General features: G+C 59.1%; 1 protein-coding gene. It reads left to right on the top strand.

Going from position 1 to position 435, the window contains the following annotated elements; all coding sequences use genetic code 11:
• Positions 1–145: 145 nt before the first annotated feature.
• The coding region (gene tcmP / locus F8271_RS31880; protein ID WP_151493456.1) for a three-Cys-motif partner protein TcmP at positions 146–435 on the top strand (290 nt) is incomplete at its 3' end.

The following is a 435-nucleotide window of genomic DNA, read 5'->3' as shown; positions in this document are numbered from 1 at the left end:
GCGCCGCATCCCATGGACTTGAAAGTCCTGTCGGCTGAAGCGCGAACAGGCGAAGCCCTAGCACAAACGGGCAATCACTAACAGCTACCACTGATGCGCTTAGCGTGAGAAGATCTCGCCCAGGGCATCGATGGGGAGGACTGCCATGGTCAGCGACTCTGATACCTCAAAGTGGGACTGCCCGCCGCACACCAAGGCGAAGCACGACATGCTGGGCCGCTACCTGGACGGTTGGTTTCCCATCTTGTCGAGTTGGAACGGACGCGTGGTCTTCCTAGACGGCTTTGCCGGCAGGGGGCGGTATAACGATGGTGCCGAAGGGTCACCCCTCGTGGCCCTACGGCATCTTCTCGATCATCGCTATTTTCCACAGATGCGGCACCGCGAGTTCGTGTTCTATTTCGTAGAAGCCAATCGCGACAACGCCGAGTCGCT

Origin of the sequence: Micromonospora sp. ALFpr18c (assembly GCF_008868155.1) — a bacterium.
Classification (GTDB): domain Bacteria; phylum Actinomycetota; class Actinomycetes; order Mycobacteriales; family Micromonosporaceae; genus Micromonospora.
The sequence above is the reverse complement of the archived record's forward strand: the minus strand, read 5'-3'. Positions and strand labels throughout refer to the sequence as shown.